Genomic DNA, 17,369 nt, shown 5'->3' with positions numbered 1-17,369 from the left:
GAGCCAATCAATGAAAAAAGTATTAGTTGTCGATGATGAACCGTCGATTGTAACGTTGTTAACCTTTAATTTAGAAAAAGACGGCTATGAAGTGATGACCGCCTTTGATGGTGCTGTCGGCTATGAACTGGCCTTATCCAACAAATTTGATTTCATTATTTTAGATGTTATGCTGCCCAATATGGATGGTTTAGAAATCACAAAATCATTACGACGAGAAAAAATCGATACACCGATTTTGATCCTGACTGCTAAAGATGATCAAGTTGACAAGATTATCGGGTTAGAAATAGGAGCGGATGATTATTTAACAAAACCATTTAGTCCTAGAGAAGTTTTAGCGAGAATGAAAGCTATTTTTAGACGCTTAACACCAACTTCGACAAAAACAGAAGAGTTTAACGAAATGGTAAAAGCGCCTTTAACATTAGGCGAGATTGTTGTGGATGAACAAAATTATGAAGTGATTGTTCGTGGTCAAAAAATCGAATTGACCCCAAAAGAATTTGAGTTACTGGTCTACTTTATCAAACGTAAAGATCGTGTGATTGACCGTGATACTTTATTAGACCGAATTTGGAATTATGATTTTGCTGGCCAAAGTCGGATTGTTGATGTACATGTCAGCCATCTAAGAGATAAAATTGAAATTGATCCAAAACGCCCAGCCTATTTGATCACCGTTAGAGGTTTTGGTTATCGTTTTCAGGAGCCTAAAAAATGAAAAAAAGACAACGAATTGAATATTTGTTTGTTGGAATCATGATGTTGGCCTTATTTATCGGAAGTGTCTTTTTAACCAATCATTTTTTTAAGCAAGAATTACTTTCTCAACAGGAAGAATATTTACAAAAAAAAGGAATGTTGTTAATTGATCAGCTGTCTCCCAATTTATTTTTGAAACAAGATTTTTCTTCACAAGAAAAAAAACTCATTGATCATTACTCCGTTGATCAAAATGAGCGACTGACGTTGATGAATGCAGCAGGAGAAATTTTTTATGATAGTGTACCGTCTGCACTCCATGAATCACGGCGTAATCGACCTGAAATCAAGGCGATTCTTTCTGGTGCTGATTTTGGTTCTGCTTTAAGAAAAAGTGCAACGTTAAAAGAAGAATTGCTTTATCTAGCATTGCCTGTTCAGGAAAATGGCAAGCTTATCGGTATTATTCGTGTGGCAGAGGAAACAACACAATTTTCTAATAGTATTCAGTCATTTCGCCGCTACATTTTATTTACCTTAGGTATTTTATTTTTGATTATTACTGCATTTGTTTTTTTATTACTGCATCAAAAAAACGAACCTCTCGTTACAGTTTTACCAGTATTAAAAAAAATCGTGAAGTATCCTGATGAAGCTCGTTCTATCATCCAAGATTCTCCAGAGTGGAACGAACTCTATCAAACGGTTAATCTTTTGAGTCAGCAAATGAGCCAAACGTATTTAGCATATACCTCAACCGATGAACAATTCCATGCGTTGCTGGATGAATTGATGATTGGTGTATTTATTATTGATATTGACGGAAAATTACAATTGATCAATCCTAAAATGACCGATATCTTGATGCTTGATAAGAGTGATGCTGGCAAAGATTATTTTGATGTAATCAAAGAACCTGCACTCATTCATTTGATCCATCATGTTATGACAGAAAAAAACACAGTCCATCAAGAAATCAAACTAACGAACTTATTAAATGAAACGATTCTAGATATGTCTTTACGCTTCATCGAAGAAGATGGCAACGACTATCAAGTCTTAGGGATTGCCTATGATTTAACTCGTGTTCGGCAATTAGAAAAAATGCAAAAAGATTTTGTAAGCAATGTTTCTCATGAATTAAAAACGCCCGTTACTTCTCTTCTAGGTTTTACAGAAACTTTATTAGATGGTGCCAAAGAAGATCCTGAAACACTGAGACAGTTTTTAGAAATCATGCAAAAAGATGCTTTGCGTCTGCAACAATTGATTCAAGAAATTTTACAGCTTTCACGAGATGGAAAAAATATAACCTATGATGATCAGCAAGTGATGTTATTTTCTTTCACGCAAGAAATTCTGAGCTCCTATCGTAAAACAATTAAAGAGAAGAATTTGAAAATAACCATTTTAGGAGCAGATACTCTCACATATACAACAAAATATGAACTCTTTTACCCTATTGTTAAAAATTTGATTGAAAATGCGATTCAGTACTCTAAAACTGGTGGAACGATTACAATTGATTTTGGCTATAAAGAACAATTCTTTTTTATGGTGAAAGATAGCGGAATTGGGATTAGTACAAAAGATCAAGAACGGATTTTTGAACGGTTTTATCGAGTCGATAAAGCAAGAAGCCGACATTCTGGCGGTACAGGTTTAGGTTTATCGATCGTTCATAATTATACTGAACTACTAGGAGGCACCGTAACAATAGTTAGTCATTTAGGGTTAGGTTCAACTTTTACCGTGAACTTACCCAAAACAACGTAAAAAAAAAGGCGAATGTTTTTCACATTCAGCCTTTTTTGTTTGAGAAAATCTATTTCGTTGTAATCGCTCCAGAGACATCTCTTTCAACTTTCATCCCTGTCATCGGTAAGTAACCTAACTCTTTGACAACACCATCTTGTACCTCATCTGACAGCATATAATCTAAGAAGGCTTTGACATTATCATCAGGCTGCCCTTTGGTGTACATATGTTCATATGACCAAATTTTCCAAGAGTTGTCTGCAACATTCTCTTCTGTTGGTTTTACATCATCTATACTTAACGCTGTGGTAGAATCGTCCATATAAGAAAAAGCGAGGTAGCTGATGGCACCTGGTGTTTGTGCGACGATTTGGCGAACAGTTCCTGATGAATCTTGCTCTTGTGATTGTACAGCACTAGCTCCATCCAAGCCCCACTTTTCAAATGTTGCTCTTGTCCCACTTCCGCTTGGACGATTAATTACTGCAATTTCTTGATCTTTACCACCAAGCTCTTTCCAATTTTTTGTTTTTCCAGTAAAAATAGCGATCAGCTCTTGTTTACTGATATTATTTACCCCTACTTCTTTATTAACAACTGGTCCCATACCTACGACAGCAACACGATGATCAACAAGCTTAGACGCATCGACGCCAGATTTTTCTTCTGCAAAAACATCTGAATTTCCAATGGTAACAGCTCCATCGCTAACTTGAGAAAGTCCAGTGCCGCTGCCTCCACCTTGGACAGATATAGTATAGTTGGGGTGCTCCACAACAAATTGATCTTTTGCCGCATCGACTAAAGGTTGTAATGCAGTAGAGCCAACCGCCACGATTTTAACAGGTTCGCTGTTATTACTCGCGCTATCTTTCAATTTATTATTACTCTCACCAGTTGCGGCACCTTGATTGCCACAACCTGCGATTAAAAGTCCTACACTTAAAACTACTGCCGATAATAAACGTTTCTTCATTCCTACACGTCCTTTTCAATTAGTTACAAGCTTAGTTTAGCAATTGGATGTTAAGTCTACTTCAACGTTCTGTAAATAATGAGTAAAGGAATGTAAAGCTTTTGTGTACTAAAAAAGTAGCACAAAACTAAAATCTAGTTTCATACTACTTTTTTATGTGTTTAATCTAGTGCGCTGATCATATAGTTCCCAATTCTATCCATCGCTTCTCTTAATGTATCAAAATCAGCTGCATAGCTGATTCGGACATAACCTTCAGCCTCTTTACCAAAAGCAACACCTGGAATAATCGCAATGGCTTGCTTTTGGGCTAAATCTACACAAAATTTCATCGAATCTTGTTCGTAACCATTGGGAATCTTAGCAAAAATATAAAAAGCACCATTAGGTCGAGCTACTTCAAAACCAAAAGAGGTCATTTGTTCATACACAAAATCTCGCCGTTTACGGTATTCTTTTTTCATAACAGCTGCATCATCCATCCCCTCTATTAAGGCTCGAACAGCTGCTTTTTGTGAAATGGTGGATGCAGCTGTAACTAAGTATTGATGCACTTTAATGATTTCAGTAATCAACTGCTCAGGACCAAAAATAAAGCCGATTCTCCAGCCAGTCATTGCATGAGATTTTGATAGACCATTGATTAAAATTGTTTGATCTGGAATAAACTCAGCAATTGATACATGTTGCTCATCATAGGTCAACTCACTATATATTTCATCACTGATCACAAAAATCGGATAATTTTTCAGAACATCTGCAATGGCCTTCACTTCTTGTCGATCATAGGTAACACCTGTTGGATTACTTGGATAGTTTAAAATAATGGCTTTCACTTGGTTACCGTGCTCTACCATTGCGGCTTCAATCATTTCAGGAGTCAACACAAACTGGTTTGAGGTGGTATCAATATATATCGGTTCTGCTTGCGCCAAAGTAATGACAGGTTCATATCCTGGATAGATCGGAGCGGGTAATAAGACTTTATCTCCAGGCTCTAAAATAGATAATAGGCTTGCTGAAATAGCCTCAGTTGCTCCAACTGTCACTAAAACTTCTGATGTTGGTTTGTAGGATAAATTGTATTTTTCTTTGATAAAAAAAGTGGCGGCTTCACGTACATCCGTTAACCCTGCCATACCAGAATAATGGGAAAAATTATTTTTAATGGCATCATGAGCTGCCGTTTTTACATGGTCAGGCGTATTAAAATCCGGTTCTCCCAATGTCAATTTTATGATTCCTCTAATATCCGATACTTGTTCATCAAATTGACGAATCATTGAAACAGCGATCTTGTCTACTTGTTTATTAAATCTTTTTGTTAAATCCATGTAACCCTCTCCTCTTAACTGCTGATCCAACGTTCAAACTGCTGAGATCAAAGCGCTAGTATAGTCATCCTAAATTTATTAATGGATTTATAATAGCATAATTCAAGTGAAAATGAAATTTGTATTTCAAAAAACACTATTTTCTTTTCAAATTCACAGATTATACTTGCTAAACGTTTTAGTCTTCTTTATAGTTATAAGAAACGAAGGGAGCCAGCTAAATGAAAGGTATTAGAAAAATCACCCCCTATGTTCCTGGAGAGCAGCCCAATTACTCAGATATGATCAAATTAAATACAAATGAGAACCCTTACCCGCCCTCACCAAAAGTGAAGGCTGCCTTAAACAATTTTGATACTGAACAATTAAAACGATATAGCTCCATCAATAATCCGGATGTAAAAGCCGCTTTAGCAACTAAACATGGGTTATCGCCGAAGCATTTTATCATTGGTAATGGGTCTGATGAAGTCTTGGCTTTCTGTTTTCTTGCTTTTTTTAACAGTTCAGACCCACTTTTATTTCCTGATATCACCTATGGTTTTTACAAAGTTTGGGCTGATTTGTTCCACATTCCTTATAGAGAGTTGCCTTTGAATGAACAATTTGCTATTGATTTAAAGGACTATACACAAACAAATGGCGGCATCATTATTGCGAATCCAAATGCGCCAACAGGGCTATTCAAGCCAATTGCCGAAATAAAACAATTATTGGAAATGAATCCAGATGTCATCGTAATTATTGATGAGGCCTATATTGATTTTGCAACTGAATCCGCAGTTTCGTTGCTTGATAACTATCCAAACTTAGTAATCGTTCGAACCTTATCTAAATCCAGTTCTTTAGCAGGATTGCGTGTGGGCTATGCACTTGGCAACCCCATCTATATCCAAGTTGTCGAAAGTATAAAATCATCTTTTAATCCCTATTCTGTTGATATGTTAGCTGAATGTTTAGCTGTGGCAGCGCTTGAGGATGATACATACTATACAAAAATAACGAATAAGATTTGTGAAACTCGAAACTGGTTCACAACGAGCATTAGTAATCTAGGATTTCAGGCGTTATCTTCACAAACGAATTTTATACTTTTAACTCATCCAGACATAGTAATAACAGAGCTTTACCACTATCTGGAGAGCCAAGACGTTTTTGTTCGTTATTTCTCTACTATTGACCGTTTAAAAAATTATTTAAGAGTATCTATTGGAACACAAGAAGAAATGGAAAAAGTCCAGCAATTACTCGTTAATTATTTACAAAATAATGATAAATGATAAATTGTTGGATGCTTACCAGTATTTAGACCATAAAAAAATCACCCTTATCCAGGATGATTTTTTAGGGTCTATTATTTTGTGACATCTTTAATAGAATCCAATACAGATTCTAATTCTTTTCCATACTTATCTTTCTTACTATTCATTGTCCAAGCCATTCTTTGAGCATAGTGACCAGCATCTGACGCAACGACATCATAGACATAGTAGGCCTTCATTCCGTCAACTTTAGCCGTTATGAAACGACGTGTGCCTTTCCAGCCATTAAGATCGATTGGTTTTTCCGTTTCTTCTACAACATCTAAAGAAAACTCAATGGCTTCTTTATATCCGTCAAATCCATCATAGTCTTCTTCGGATTCACTTAAAACTGCCAAATAAAGAGATTTCTCTTCATTTTCAAGACCTATGTCAGCTTCATCGTTTAAATCCGTTGGTTCAATTTCTTCCCATCCATCAGGTAGCTGAACGGAAAATGTTCCGTTTTCAGTTTCAATCACTTCTTCAGATGCTTCTACCGTTGTTTTAGTCGAAGAATCGTCTTTTGCTTTGATTGGGTCTTTTTTCTTTTCAATTTTTTCAGAGTGCTTCACTTCTTGGCTCTCTTTTGCGACTGTACCACAACCGGTTAAAAGAACCCCTAATCCCAAAACAATGACAGCTTTTTCTAGTTGTTTTCTTTTCATTTGTAACTCCCCTTTACTCCTACAAAATAAAATCGGCTCATAAAGCCAATTAAATCGATTATAAATCATTACAAGTGAACATACAATACAAAATAAATCCACAACAGAGTTTAAAATAATTGCTTTAACTCTTTAATAAAGTATTGTCCAATCGTACTGATTGTTCTATTTTTTTGAGACAAAACACAGATTTTATTGTTTGGACTTTCAGCTAGTGGAACTAAACGAATTTCTTTTTTGGTAAAACCAGTGACAACACCTGAACCTGAAGCATACGCATCGGTTTCCACCAGTAAATTCATCAGGGTACCGCGATCATTTGTATAAATCACCGTTTCTTGTTCTTGATTTTCAATGAGATCTTCTGAAAAATAAGCAAAATTACTCCCTTCTTGCGTAAAACGAACTTGAGGATAACAACATAATTGTTCTAATTCGATTTTAGTTTGTTTCGCCAGAGGATGGTTTCTACCAAGAAAAATATGTGTTTTAAAACTTCCAACAACATCATATGTTAAATTTGCTTGTTCTAAATACCGCTCAATGCCCGATTGATTTTGATTGTTTAAATAAATAATTCCAAGCTCACTATGATAACTTTTCACATCTTCGATAACTTTCAGCGTTGTTGTTTCGAACACACGAAAATTTTTATATTGATCTTTGAATTGTTGGATCACTTTTCCCATTACTTCTCCTAAAAAATCATAATGTTGAGAAGAAATTGAAAAACGTTCGCTCTTCGTTACTTCTTGATAGCGATTTTCTATCATTTCCATCTGGGTCAAGATTTTTTCAGCGTGCTCTAAAAAAGTCAACCCTTCTTCAGTCAAGGAAGCTCCTTTATTCGTGCGGATAAATAAAGTGACACCGATTTCTTCTTCAAGCTCACGAATACCATTTGACAGACTGGGTTGAGTAATAAAGAGTTTTTTCGCCGCTTCTCTAAAACTACCATTGTTTGCAACAGCCACAACATATTTCATTTGTTGGATATTCATCGTTTTCCTCCACTTTATTCAGAAAAATAGATTTTGCGTCCATTCAGCGCTTGAACTGGACGATTATTGAATTTCAGCATCCCTTCATCGATCCGTTCAAAAAAATCACGATCCATTTCTTGGATAGTATCGAAAACAAACCAATGGACAGGTCCTTTTGTTGGTGGTGTTGTTAGTGACCCTAAATAATGAAAATGAGTTTTTTGTTCAGGTAAAAATATCGACGGATCGAACCATTGTTGGTGCGTTTCTAAGTTCCATTCAATCGTTGAACGCTTTTTTGAAAATTTATTGTCATGTGTTGTAATTGTAAACAAACAGCCCACAACCAAATTCTCACCAGAATTATTCATATGAACCAGATGAAACTCCAATGGCGAATGTTCTCCATCAAAAGTATGCTCACTTGGAGTATGGAAATGGATATCTGTTAAATAATATTTTTCCTCTTCAAAAATGACATAACTTTCTGTATTTGGCGGAACAAAGTGAAACGTATTTTTAAATTCTTTTTCTGTAAATTCTTCTGTTTTATAACAAAAATCAATTGCACGATTCGCAGATTGACCATTGACTAAGTCGTTCGATAAATTAATTGGTGATTGATAGGGATATTTGGCACCTGTTGAAAACCAATCACATAATGTGTGCCAATGATCTGGGCCAAGTTCCCCTTCATAGCCCCACTCTACATCCATATTTCGAATATTTCTCATCAAACCCCACCTTCTGATTTTATCATTTGAATAACTGTAGCTTATTTAGAATCAACAGTCAATTCTCAAAACTTTTTTGACATTTTTGGTAATCAAAGTATAGCATACATGGATAATTCGTGAAATCATGAAAAAACATGATCTTTGAAAAATGATCAAAAATCATGCTTGAATTCTCTTATTTATCCTATTAACCAATTTTGCGGATCTTGTTTCCAATTTTTTAATAATACAACATCTTTTTCTTCAATGTAGTTTGATTCTAAAGCTGCCTCAATCAGTGTTGAATAATTAGTCAATGTAAGCAGATCCATCTTGTGTTCTTCAAAATTTTCTTTGCCTTTAGGTAATTCATACGTAAAGATCGCAGCAACGCCTAAGACTTCGGCACCTTCACGTTTTGCTGCATCAGCTGCTTCCAATACACTGCCACCAGTTGAGATTAAATCCTCAATGATGACCATTTTTTGACCTTTGAAAATTCGGCCCTCAATTTGATTGCCTTTGCCATGTTCTTTTGCTTTACTACGAATATACACCATTGGTAAATCTAAAATATCTGCTACCCATGCTGCATGAGGAATTCCTGCTGTAGCTGTTCCAGCAATCACTTGTACATCGGGAAATGCTGTTTTTATTTTATCAGCAAGTCCTTTGGCGATATCTTTACGGACAACAGGATAACTCATTGTTATTCGATTATCACAATAGATTGGACTCTTGATTCCGCTCGCCCAAGTAAAGGGTTCATTTGGACTTAAAAATACTGCTTCAATTTCTAATAAATCTTTGGCGATGATTTTTGCTAATTCGGTCATTGGTTTACTCCATTCCATTCATTTTTGATCTGTTGATAGGCTTTATAGGGTGCTTTAGCTTGTGTGATGGGGCGACCAACTACGATATAAGTTGAACCCATTTTTTTAGCGTTTGTCGGCGTCACAATGCGTTTCTGATCTCCTACAGCACTACCGCTTGGACGAATGCCCGGCGTTAAACAAATAAATTCTTCACTCGTTGCACTATGGATATCTTGTGCTTCTAAAGCAGAGCACACAACGCCAACTAATCCTGCTTGTTCAGCACATTTTGCATAATGGATCACGCTATCTTGTAATGAGACTTTGATCAATTGATCTTGTTGCATTTCAGTTTCACTTGTTGAAGTCAATTGAGTAACAGCAATCAGTAGAGGAACCTCTGCACCTTCTTTTGTTCCCTTTAACAAACCTGCTTTGGCCGCAGCCATCATTTTTACACCACCTGCTGCATGCACATTCGTCATATCAACACCAAGCTTAGCTAAGCCGATCATTGCCTTTTCAACAGTATTTGGTATATCGTGCAACTTTAAATCAAGAAAAACAGAATGGCCTAATGTTTTTAGCCAACGAACAATTTCTGGTCCTTCTTGATAAAACAATTCCATCCCTACTTTAACAAAAAGTGACTCTTTAACAGGGAAATTTTCTAAAAAAATTTCTACTTCAACTTTTGAAGGGAAATCTAATGCGATGATTGGTCGTTGACTCATTGATTTTTTGCCTCCCTGACTTCTTTGATCAATTGTTCTAATGATTCGATCCCTAGTTCCGCCATTCGTATTGGTAATGCCTCAATTAGTTTAGGACAAATATAAGGATCCGTAAAATTGGCCGTTCCAACAGCGACTGCACTTGCTCCAGCCATAAACATTTCTAAAACATCATCTACTGTTTGAACACCACCCATACCAATAATCGGCAAGTTGGAAATCTGAGAGACCTGATGAATTAGACGAATCGCAACTGGCTTAATCGCAGGACCTGATAATCCTCCAGTTTGATTCGCTAGGATTGGACGACGTGTTTTTAAATCAATCCGCATCCCTAAGAGCGTATTGATCATTGAAAAACCATCTGCTCCACCAGCTTCTATGGCTTGTGCGATTGGAACAATATCTGTCACATTCGGAGAAAGTTTTACGTAAATCGGAACAGTCGAGACCTTTTTTACGGCTTGAGTCAACTGAAATGCGACATCTGGATCCGTTCCAAAAGCGATCCCGCCATGTTTAACATTGGGACAAGAAATATTTAATTCAATGGCTTTGACATTCGGCGCGTCACCAATTTTACTGCAAACTTCAACATAATCTTCTTCACAAGCCCCTGCAACATTGGCAATGATCGGTACATCATATGCTTCTAAAGCTGGGAGTTTGGTCGTCATAACCACATCCAATCCTGGATTTTGTAGTCCAATGGCATTCAGCATTCCACTAGGTGTTTCTGCAACTCGTGGTGTTGCATTACCAAAGCGGGCTTGAGGAGTCGTTGCTTTGATCATGATCGATCCTAACTTACCTAGATCATAATATTGAGCATATTCTTCACCAAAACCAAAACAGCCACTAGCAGGGATGATTGGATTTTTCAATGCTAAACCAGGAATATTGATTGCTAAAGGATTGTTCATTATAATACCACCTCACTGGCTCTAAAAATTGGCCCTTCATCACACACTTTAACACTTTTAGTGCCAGTTTCATCATCTGGTACATGACAAACACAAGCGTAACAAGCGCCCATGCCACAAGCCATGCGTTGCTCTAAAGATAGAAAAACGTTTGGATTATCTGAAAAGACTTGAGCAACCATTTTTAACATACCGTTTGCACCGCACGCATAAACAGCGTCAGGCTCTTCTTTTTTTATTGCTTCTAATAAAAGGTTACCCACATTTCCTTCAACACCAAACGAACCATCATCTGTTGCAAAACGTGTTTCCCCTAAATCAATGAATTCATCTTGAAAATAAGCAACTTCTTTAGAAGCATAGCCAAGAAAATGGAAGACTTCGATACCTTTTTGTTTTAGTTGCTTTGATAATTCATACATTGGCGGAATCCCAATTCCGCCGCCGATGACATATGCTTTTTGACCAGCTGCTATACAGTCAACATCAAATCCATTCCCCAAAGGTCCCATAACATCTAAAGTATCACCCGATACTAACTCTGAAAAAACTTTTGTCCCATCTCCATCTGTACGATAAATGATGGTGCATGTTTTTGCTTGCTTATCTATTTGATTGATACTGATTGGGCGTCTTAAAAGCATATCTGCTCTAGGCACTTTTATATGGATGAATTGCCCTGGCTTTTCCATTTCATTAACCAAATCACCTGTTAAGGTCATTTGAAAAATTCTAGGCGCTAATTGTTGTTGAGAGATGATTGTCATTATTTCTTGTTTCATGTATGTTTCTCCTTTACAACGTTATTAATGTAGTAAAAATGTCTAAGATAAGCGAAAACTTGTAACAAACAGTAATGAATTGGTTCTCAGAGTAAACACTTTTATTTCATTTTAACCTTTTCAAATTAAATCGGCTCTGATGAAAATGCTCGTGATTCTAACACTTTTAAGATAGCTTCTGCTGTGTCTAGTGAAGTAAACAATGGAACGCCATGCTCGACAGCCTCGCGACGAATCAGAAATCCATCTTGATTTAAATCTGATCTATTTTTATCCATCGTATTCACCACAACTTGCGCCTCTCCGCTACGAATAAGATCAAGAACTGTTTCACCGCCTTGATTGATTTTAAGAACGGATTTGACCTGTAAGCCATAGCTTTCCAAAAATTCTGCAGTTCCTTGTGTTGCAATCAGGCTATAGCCGATTGCATTGAAACGTTTCGCCAAAAACAGTGCTTCTGCTTTCGTTTCGTCTGCAATCGTAAACAAGACTGCACCAAAACTTGGCAAATGAAGACCAGATGCTTCAAATGCTTTGTACAAGGCCTTTTCTAAACTATAATCAGAACCCATCACTTCACCTGTCGATTTCATTTCAGGTCCTAAATACGTATCGACTTTTTGTAGTTTTGTAAAAGAAAATACTGGGGCTTTAATGTGTACCTGCTGACTTTCTGGATACAAGCCATCTTGATAGTTTAGATCTTTTAATTTTTGACCGAGAATTACTTTAGTAGCCACTTGAGCCATTGGAATTCCTGTAATCTTGCTTAAAAATGGAACTGTCCGGCTAGCCCGCGGATTGACTTCTATTACGTACACTTTTTCCTCATGAATCACGAATTGAATATTCATCATCCCGATACAATTTAACCCGATCGCCAATTTTTTTGTATAATCAGCAATTGTTTTCTGGATCTCTTTTGATAAGTTTTGTGGTGGATAAACCGCCATTGAATCTCCTGAATGAACACCCGCACGTTCAATATGTTCCATAATGCCCGGTATTAAAACGGTTTGCCCATCACAAATTGCATCAACTTCACATTCTTTTCCTAAAAGATAACGATCCACCAAGACTGGATGCTCTGGTGAAGCTTTTACCGCGTTACGCATATAATCTTCTAGGTCCTTTCGGTTTTCTACGATTTCCATCGCACGCCCACCAAGTACATAACTTGGTCGAACCAAGACAGGATAGCCAATTTTATTTGCCACAGCTACTGCTTCTTTTGCACTAGTTGCCGTATCTCCCAGAGGTTGAGGAATATCTAATTCTTGTAACGCTTGTTCAAATAAATCTCGGTTTTCCGCCCGATCTAAATCTTCGATGGACGTTCCTAAGATTTTGACCCCTTGCTTGACTAGCGGCTCTGCCAAGTTTATGGCTGTTTGCCCACCAAACTGTACGATAACGCCTGTTGGTTGTTCTAATTCAATGACATTCATCACATCTTCTAAAGTCAATGGTTCAAAATAGAGTTTATCAGAAATCGAGAAATCTGTTGAGACGGTCTCCGGATTACTATTCATAATAATGGCTTCAAACCCTGCTTCTTGAATCGCTTTAACTGAGTGAACCGTTGCATAATCAAATTCCACACCTTGGCCAATCCTAATTGGCCCTGAACCTAGAACTAATACTGAAGGCTTTTCAGAACGAATACTTTCATTTTCAAATTCGTAAGTGCTATAAAAATAAGGCGTTTGAGACTCGAATTCTGCGGCGCAAGTATCAACCATTTTATAAACGGGCAAAACTTTTTGTTCATGGCGATAATCCGTAACTTCTTGTTCGGTCATCTGCCATAGTTCAGCAATTTTTCGATCAGTGAAACCATTTTGCTTGGCTTCTTTCAGCGTGTCAAGGTCCTTGATATTTTCTTGTAGTGCAGTTTCTAATTCAACAATATGCAGCAGTTTATCGAGGAAAAATAAATCGATCTTAGTAAGTGTTGCCAACTCTTCGATTGTGTAATTGCGTCTAATTGCTTCTGATAAATAGAACAATCGATCATCTTGTGCTTTCACGATTTTCTCAGTCAATAATTCGTCGCTAACATCTTGCAGCTCTTTTAATTCATTATGATAGGCCCCAATTTCAAGTGAACGAACAGCTTTCAGCAACGATTCTTCAATATTTCGACCGATTGCCATGACTTCTCCTGTTGCTTTCATTTGCGTTCCTAAGCGACGTTCGCCCTTTTCAAATTTATCAAAAGGCCAGCGCGGGATTTTCGCTACCACATAATCTAAGGCTGGCTCAAATTCTGCATAAGTCGTTTCTGTGACTGGATTTTTCATCTCATCCAAAGTCAGACCAACTGCGATTTTAGCAGCTAATTTCGCGATAGGATAACCGGTTGCTTTGCTAGCCAAGGCCGATGAACGAGAAACACGTGGATTTACTTCGATGACATAATAATTGAAGCTATGAGGATCAAGAGCTAATTGGACGTTACAGCCACCTTCTATTTTTAATGCCCGAATAATTTTCAAGGATGCATCACGAAGCATTTGGTATTCATGGTCTGATAAGGTTTGACTTGGGGCAAAAACAATCGAATCCCCTGTATGAATTCCTACAGGATCAAAATTTTCCATGTTACAAACAACGATTGCATTATCTGCTGAATCACGCATTACTTCATACTCAATTTCTTTGAAACCAGCTATACTTCTTTCAATTAAGCATTGAGTCACTGGAGATAATTTTAAACCGTTTTCGGCAATTGTTCTTAGTTCCTCTTCATTATCACACATCCCACCGCCAGTTCCTCCTAAGGTGAAAGCTGGACGAACAATGATGGGATAGCCGATCTTATTTGCAAATTCGACAGCTTGCTCAACAGTATTCACAATGTCACTTTCTGGAATTGGCTGATCTAAATCGTTCATTAATTGTTTAAATAGATCACGATCTTCAGCTTGATCGATCGCATTTAATTTTGTTCCCAATAATTCTACATTCAGTTCATCCAAAATTCCTGAAGCAGCTAGCTCCATCGCCATGTTTAATCCTGTTTGGCCACCTAAGGTAGGTAATAATGCATCAGGGCGCTCTTTTCGTAAAATTCGTGAAACAAACTCCAATGTGATTGGTTCGATATATACTTGATCAGCAATTTCTTTATCAGTCATGATCGTTGCTGGATTTGAGTTGACTAACACAACTTGATAGCCTTCTTCTCTTAAAGCAAGACAAGCCTGCGTGCCTGCATAGTCAAATTCTGCGGCTTGTCCAATGATGATTGGACCGGAACCAATTACCATGATTTTTTTGATATCTGTTCTTTTTGGCATTAGTCTTGCTCCTTCCATGCATCCATTAATTCCATAAATTCATCAAACAAATGCAGACCATCATGTGGCCCCGGTGCAGCATCGGGATGATACTGAACAGTGAATGCTGGATACTGACGATGTCTGACGCCTTCAACCGAACCATCATTAACTTCGACATGTGTCACCAGTAATTTCTCAGGATCGACCGTTGCTTCAGCTACTGCATAGCCATGATTCTGTGAAGTAAAATCGATTCTACCTGTCGCCACTTCTCTAACAGGATGATTTAACCCTCGATGACCAAACTTCATCTTGTACGTATCCGCTCCATTTGCTAAGGCAAATAGCTGATGACCTAGGCAAATACCAAAAATCGGTACTTTTCCTTGAATTCCTTGAATCATTTCAATTGCTTCTGGTACATCTTTAGGATCCCCAGGCCCATTTGTCAGCATGACACCATCTGGTGAAAGTTCTAAAATTGTTTCTGCATCTGTGTTATAGGGTAAAACAGTTAAATTGCAATGGCGCTTTGATAATTCCCTTAAAATACTGTGTTTTAAGCCAAAGTCCACTACTACTACATTACGACCAATTCCAGGACTAGGATATGGTTTGGTTGTTGAAACGTGTGCGACTTGATTTTTAGGTAAAACCGTCGCCTTCAACTGATCAAATTCATGAGTCAAATCGTCATCAGCATCTACAAATGCCGCTTTCATCGTCCCGACAGAACGAAGTTTTCTTGTTAAAGCCCGTGTATCAATTCCAGCAATTCCCGGAATACCTTTTCTTTTTAAAAATTCGTCTAGTGTCATTTGGGCCCGCCAATTAGAAGCCAAGCGAGCCTGCTCTTTGACTACAACTCCTTTACAAGTTGGAGAAATCGATTCATAATCGTCGCGATTGATACCATAATTACCAACCATTGGGTAAGTAAACGTAATGATCTGACCATTGAAACTTTGGTCAGTGATTGTTTCTTGATAGCCTGTCATACTAGTTGTAAAAACAACTTCTCCAACAACATTAACATCTGCACCAAATGCTTTTCCTTCAAAAACAGTACCGTCTTCTAGTATCAATAATCGCTTCAAACTTATGCATCTCCTTTAGACCAAGCTGACTGTCCATCAACAAAAGTCATTAATGTATTCCCTTTGACTTTCCAGCCAACAAAAGGTGTATTGACCCCTAGTGATTCGAATTGTTTATCATCGATTACCTCTTCTGCTAGCAAATCAAATACTGCAATATCTGCCGGACTGCCGATTGTTAATGTTCCCGCATCTAAGCCAAATATTTCGGCTGGTTTTGTTGCCATCCAATTGATAACTTGTTCAAGAGTAAATTTGCCTGGTATGACAAAGTGCGTATAAATCAGTTGAAAAGCCGTTTCACTACCAACAATCCCAAACGGAGCTTTTAAGAATGTTTGCTTCTTCTCCTCCAACCCATGTGGTGCGTGGTCTGTTGCGATACAATCGATCGTGCCATCAAGTAAGCCTTCAATAAGTGCATTGCGATCAGAAGTAGCTCTTAGCGGCGGATTCATTTTCCAAAAACCATTGTCTTCGGGGATATCTTCGTCAACCAAAATCAAGTGATGAGGCGCAACTTCTGCCGTTACATTAATTCCAGCACGTTTAGCGTCACGGATCACGCGGACACTTTCTTTGGTTGAAACATGACAAACATGATAATGAACGCCTGTTTCACCAGCTAACACAACGTCTCGTGCGATTTGTGATGCTTCAGTCGAACTTAAAATCCCTGGTAATCCTAATTTTTTAGAAACCTCACCTTCATGCATCACACCACCGAATAATAACGATTCATCTTCTGTATGTGCTACGATTGCCATATCAAGTGCTGCTGCTTCTTTCATTGCAAGGTGCATCGTGCCTGCGGTCTGCACACCAACGCCATCATTGGTAAAAGCGAAGGCGCCAACTTCTTTCAATGCTTTTTGATCCGTTAATCGTTCACTACGTAACTCTTCGGTAATAGGAGCATATTGCAACACTTTCACTACTGCATTTTTTTCTATGATTTGATAAACTTCTTTTAGTTTTTCAGCAGTATCTGGAACCGGGTTCAAGTTAGGCATAGCGCAAACAGTAGTATATCCGCCTCTGGCTGCTGATTTACTACCAGTAGCGATTGTTTCTTTATAGGTAAAGCCCGGTTCTCTTAGATGGACATGAACATCAACTAAGCCTGGTGTGATCAATTGACCTTTAGCATCATAAACTTCGGTAAAAGTAGTCTCGTCAAAGGACTCTCCAATCGCCCTGATTCTGCCATCTTCGATCCATATTTCTGCTGTAATCAGTTGATTGTCTTTTTTGATAATTTTCCCATTTTTGATAAGTGTTTTCATG

15 protein-coding genes are annotated in these 17,369 nt (G+C 37.7%); 3 read left to right on the top strand and 12 right to left on the bottom strand.

Annotation, left to right across the window (positions count from 1 at the left end; all coding sequences use genetic code 11):
* Positions 1 to 10 precede the first annotated feature (10 nt).
* A complete protein-coding gene (locus tag BCR24_RS15010) occupies positions 11 to 724 on the top strand; it encodes a response regulator transcription factor (protein ID WP_069641309.1) in 714 nt (237 codons plus the stop codon).
* Positions 721 to 2,481, top strand: a complete 1,761-nt coding sequence (locus tag BCR24_RS15005) for a sensor histidine kinase (protein ID WP_069641308.1) — start codon at positions 721 to 723, stop codon at positions 2,479 to 2,481. Before BCR24_RS15010 ends, BCR24_RS15005 begins: the two co-directional genes overlap by 4 nt.
* Before the next feature lie 49 nt (positions 2,482 to 2,530).
* Here the strand turns inward: BCR24_RS15005 and BCR24_RS15000 are convergent, their stop codons facing one another.
* Both BCR24_RS15000 and BCR24_RS14995 read right to left on the bottom strand, forming a co-directional pair.
* A complete protein-coding gene (locus BCR24_RS15000) occupies positions 2,531 to 3,439 on the bottom strand; it encodes a phosphate ABC transporter substrate-binding protein PstS family protein (RefSeq protein WP_069641307.1) in 909 nt (302 codons plus the stop codon).
* A gap of 161 nt (positions 3,440 to 3,600) precedes the next feature.
* On the bottom strand, positions 3,601 to 4,773 hold the full coding sequence (locus BCR24_RS14995) for a pyridoxal phosphate-dependent aminotransferase (RefSeq protein WP_069641306.1): 1,173 nt from the start codon (positions 4,771 to 4,773) through the stop codon (positions 3,601 to 3,603).
* Positions 4,774 to 4,994: 221 nt separating this feature from the next.
* Between BCR24_RS14995 and hisC the strand changes: the two genes are divergently transcribed.
* On the top strand, positions 4,995 to 6,053 hold the full coding sequence (gene hisC / locus BCR24_RS14990) for a histidinol-phosphate transaminase (protein WP_069641305.1): 1,059 nt from the start codon (positions 4,995 to 4,997) through the stop codon (positions 6,051 to 6,053).
* A 74-nt stretch (positions 6,054 to 6,127) separates the two neighbouring features.
* On the opposite strand, the gene BCR24_RS14985 is transcribed toward hisC, so the two are convergent.
* The 10 genes from BCR24_RS14985 to BCR24_RS14940 form a co-directional block, all read right to left on the bottom strand.
* Positions 6,128 to 6,742: a hypothetical protein gene (locus BCR24_RS14985; protein WP_069641304.1), complete on the bottom strand. Its 615-nt coding sequence runs from the start codon at positions 6,740 to 6,742 to the stop codon at positions 6,128 to 6,130.
* A gap of 110 nt (positions 6,743 to 6,852) precedes the next feature.
* Positions 6,853 to 7,743 (bottom strand): LysR family transcriptional regulator, encoded by an 891-nt coding sequence (locus BCR24_RS14980; protein WP_069641303.1) that lies wholly within the window; start codon positions 7,741 to 7,743, stop codon positions 6,853 to 6,855.
* A 14-nt stretch (positions 7,744 to 7,757) separates the two neighbouring features.
* On the bottom strand, positions 7,758 to 8,459 hold the full coding sequence (locus BCR24_RS14975; protein ID WP_069641302.1) for a carbonic anhydrase family protein: 702 nt from the start codon (positions 8,457 to 8,459) through the stop codon (positions 7,758 to 7,760).
* Between the two features lie 182 nt (positions 8,460 to 8,641).
* Entirely contained in the window at positions 8,642 to 9,277 is a 636-nt protein-coding gene (pyrE, locus tag BCR24_RS14970; RefSeq protein WP_069641301.1) for an orotate phosphoribosyltransferase, read from the bottom strand.
* Positions 9,274 to 9,993, bottom strand: coding sequence for an orotidine-5'-phosphate decarboxylase (gene pyrF / locus BCR24_RS14965; protein ID WP_069641300.1), 720 nt, complete (start codon positions 9,991 to 9,993; stop codon positions 9,274 to 9,276). The genes pyrE and pyrF overlap by 4 nt, the downstream gene beginning before the upstream one ends.
* A complete protein-coding gene (locus BCR24_RS14960; protein WP_069641299.1) occupies positions 9,990 to 10,916 on the bottom strand; it encodes a dihydroorotate dehydrogenase in 927 nt (308 codons plus the stop codon). Before BCR24_RS14960 ends, pyrF begins: the two co-directional genes overlap by 4 nt.
* On the bottom strand, positions 10,916 to 11,698 hold the full coding sequence (locus tag BCR24_RS14955; RefSeq protein ID WP_069641298.1) for a dihydroorotate dehydrogenase electron transfer subunit: 783 nt from the start codon (positions 11,696 to 11,698) through the stop codon (positions 10,916 to 10,918). The genes BCR24_RS14960 and BCR24_RS14955 overlap by 1 nt, the downstream gene beginning before the upstream one ends.
* Positions 11,699 to 11,823: 125 nt before the next feature.
* Complete coding sequence (gene carB, locus BCR24_RS14950; protein WP_069641297.1) at positions 11,824 to 15,003, bottom strand: carbamoyl-phosphate synthase large subunit; 3,180 nt, start codon at positions 15,001 to 15,003, stop codon at positions 11,824 to 11,826.
* Complete coding sequence (locus BCR24_RS14945; protein WP_069641296.1) at positions 15,003 to 16,082, bottom strand: carbamoyl phosphate synthase small subunit; 1,080 nt, start codon at positions 16,080 to 16,082, stop codon at positions 15,003 to 15,005. Before BCR24_RS14945 ends, carB begins: the two co-directional genes overlap by 1 nt.
* A gap of 2 nt (positions 16,083 to 16,084) precedes the next feature.
* Complete coding sequence (locus tag BCR24_RS14940) at positions 16,085 to 17,368, bottom strand: dihydroorotase (RefSeq protein WP_069641295.1); 1,284 nt, start codon at positions 17,366 to 17,368, stop codon at positions 16,085 to 16,087.
* Between the last annotated feature and the right edge of the window lies 1 nt (position 17,369).

Source organism: Enterococcus ureilyticus, assembly GCF_001730315.1.
In the GTDB taxonomy this organism is placed as follows: Bacteria; Bacillota; Bacilli; order Lactobacillales; family Enterococcaceae; genus Enterococcus_L; species Enterococcus_L ureilyticus.
Note: the sequence above shows the minus strand (reverse complement) of the source record. Positions and strands in the feature narration are given on the sequence as shown.